The sequence below is a fragment of the Cryobacterium sp. MLB-32 genome, from assembly GCF_000738085.1.
Classification (GTDB): Bacteria; Actinomycetota; Actinomycetes; order Actinomycetales; family Microbacteriaceae; genus Cryobacterium.
In genome coordinates, this window is record NZ_JPRS01000193.1 from 1 (window position 1) to 2,826 (window position 2,826).

Below are 2,826 nucleotides of genomic sequence, written 5' to 3' on the forward strand. Positions count from 1 at the left end.
TCGTATTCACCTCACTGCGATTTTCACAAAGCAGGCGGCGGATCTGCGCCCCGTGGGGAGTGGTCACTTCGATAGTCGGGCTAGGGTTCCTTCTATTCACAGTCTTTCTCGGATCGGTCATTTTCTTTGACAACACTCCCGCCACGGAGCTCACACCACGCATACTCCTTGCGGTGCAAGCGCGAGAGGTGCTCCCGTTAGTGACGTTTCTCACGTTCATAGTTGCGCTGTCATGGGGCCTTTTCGGACGCTGGAAACCAGCGAAAGCGAGGAAGAGAGCACTTCAGCTCGCGGCCGCGTCCGTCCTAACAGCCGTCCCAATCGTCACGGCAGCTTTGTGGTTTGTCCGGCAAGCATGATGACTCGCGACGCTTGACCAGGTTCTCGTGCCGAGCGCACGAGAAACATCCCGTGTGAGGTTCCGCTTGCGGGCGGGCGCGTTGCGATTTCGTGTGCCATGTGTTTTCGAAGATGAGCGGACCTGTGCGGTCGTGGGGCCAACCGATGGCCGCCCTAGCCGCGGCGAAGATGATCGTCGAAGCCAGCACCGCCGTCATCGCCCCGGCTGTCTCCTCAAATGAGTCATCTCGTATAGAGGATTCCCCAAATCCACCAGACAGCCACGAGCACCGAGAGCATGAGGCTGACAATAAGTCGAAGCCAGATCGGACGCAGCCAGGGCGTGAGCGCTAGGGCCGCGAATATGAAGACCCCGGCAATGATTGCGGCCCTGACACCCTCTGACGCACTCGGTGACGCAAATCCTCCAGGATCGCCAAGACACCGGTCGAACCCGCATCGCCCAAATCGCGCCAGTGAAGCCGCCATGTATCCGGGCACGAAAGCCAGTGGCAGCGTCCAGAGGAGATGCAGGCCGCGTCTACTGAAATGTTTCTTGGTGACGTTATTCATCGTGCACCGTGACCGTTGCGTTCAAGCAGGCGGTGTCTCCGCTGTCGTTTCTGGTGGCTGGTCCGAGCTAGGGCTGAGGTCAGCGCACAGTACTTTGTGCGAAACATCTGTAGCCTCCCAGCTCGGTTCAGGTTTCTCAGAAAGCACCGAACGTCCATCACAGTATCGACATGGGCCTGCCCCCGGAAGACGTCATATCTATCGGCACGGCCCACCGGACTCGTTGGCGTTTTCGACCGCCAGTGCCGAGACCATTGGGGTGGAGCCGTCGCTGTCCGCAGACCGTTCCGCTTACGGGCGCTACCTCGCCCGGCTACGAGGTACCTGCTCGGACCGGCAATCGACATTCGCGTGCACGGACGTAGCGCTACGCTCGACCTAATCCTGCGTGGCAGGTTTAGATCAATGGAATCTACCGGGGGAAGACTCATCGACATCGCAATCATCATTGGCGTGGCCGTCGCCATAGGCGCTGGAATCTTTTTCGGCCCACTCGCTTCGCGAAAGAGGAAGAAATAGAAGGTTGCAGCTGAGGGATGCTCGGCACTTCGTCAGTTGGGGGCGTCCCGCAAGAGGTTCCATAACCGGGACGGCGACAGGGTCAGTGCGAGGCGCATCGGTGGGAGGCGGGACGGACAGGTACGGCGTGGCACCCGATCAGGTCAATTCAGATTCTCTGCCGCCACCAAAGAACTGCCCCTCGTGGCCGCCTCTGAGCATCAAGAATCTATAAAGGTCTTCGCGGCTAATCGCCCGAGCTGACGGGCAGAATATCTCTTGCATTCACGATCGAAACGGTGTCCAAGCGAACGTCGTTGAGCAAATGGCGGTAGATGCCGATATCCGCAGCAATGATCACCGAATCGGGATACACGAAGGTTCCCCAGGCAAACCGCCCCTCGTCATCATTCGCAAATTCTGGAACGCGATCGTCCGGACTGGATTGAATGAATTCACGGACGGGGAGGTCGTAAGGAACGTAATCATCATCGAGCCTCCGGGTCAACATGCCTGAGTGGTCATGGGGCGCATATCCTGCCCAGCTCAGGCAGTGCAGCACATTGGTCGGTCCCAGTTGTTGCAGTGCGTCGTTGATCGCCTGGGCCGTCACAGGGTCAACGAACCCTCGGGACGGCTCTGGTGGACTGGCAGACGCGCCGAGCTGATCGACATACCGATCCCAAACGTCAAACCAGCTGGTGGAGCCGGTCAATTCCGTTCCATTAACGAGATAGGACGACCACCGCTGGGCATTACCGTCGGCATCGAAGGCGGGGAGGAACAAGCGCACTATGGGCAGCGCACGGTACCGCGCCGGTAGGAGATCACGCGCCAGCATCGCTTCGCTCATTACGTCCCCTCCCGCCAGCCGTTTCCTCGACACTATCGCCCCGAACGAGTATCCGATCCTTGCGAGACACGACGCCTCGGTCAGCTTTCGCAGAGGGTTCCCCTGACGGTGACGAGCAAACTGCGCGAATTCTGTTCGACGGACCCACTCGTTTCCGCCGGTCGATATTAGTTTTCGCCACTGCCCTAGGACCATTGAATGATTCCAGTCGAGGACGCCACACGTTCTGCGCGTGGCCGAACCAGGGTCGGGTCTCCTGCACTGAAGTTCGTGCGGGACCTCGTGATCATCGTGGTCATAGCGATCTTGATCTCAGCCCTTCTCAAAACTTTTGTCGTGCGATCGTTCTACATCCCCTCACCGTCGATGGCGAACACGCTCCTGGTCAATGATCGAATCATTGTGAATGAACTCGTTCCCAACCTGATCCCGATTGAACACGGCGACGTCGTCGTCTTCACCGACCCGGGAAACTGGCTCCCACCGCAACAACCTGTGCCGCTGAATCTCTTCAGTGCACTAGATGCCGCGCTCACTGTTGTGGGGCTGAGCACCGGCGACAG

At 58.9% G+C, this 2,826-nt stretch carries 2 protein-coding genes; one reads left to right on the forward strand and one right to left on the reverse strand.

Going from position 1 to position 2,826, the window contains the following annotated elements; genetic code table 11:
- Positions 1-1,657: 1,657 nt before the first annotated feature.
- Positions 1,658-2,263, reverse strand: coding sequence for a hypothetical protein (locus tag JF66_RS15555; protein WP_035879469.1), 606 nt, complete (start codon positions 2,261-2,263; stop codon positions 1,658-1,660).
- Positions 2,264-2,461: 198 nt separating this feature from the next.
- Between JF66_RS15555 and JF66_RS15560 the strand changes: the two genes are divergently transcribed.
- Positions 2,462-2,826 (forward strand): S26 family signal peptidase (locus tag JF66_RS15560; protein ID WP_035879470.1); only part of this gene is annotated, 365 nt, incomplete at its 3' end.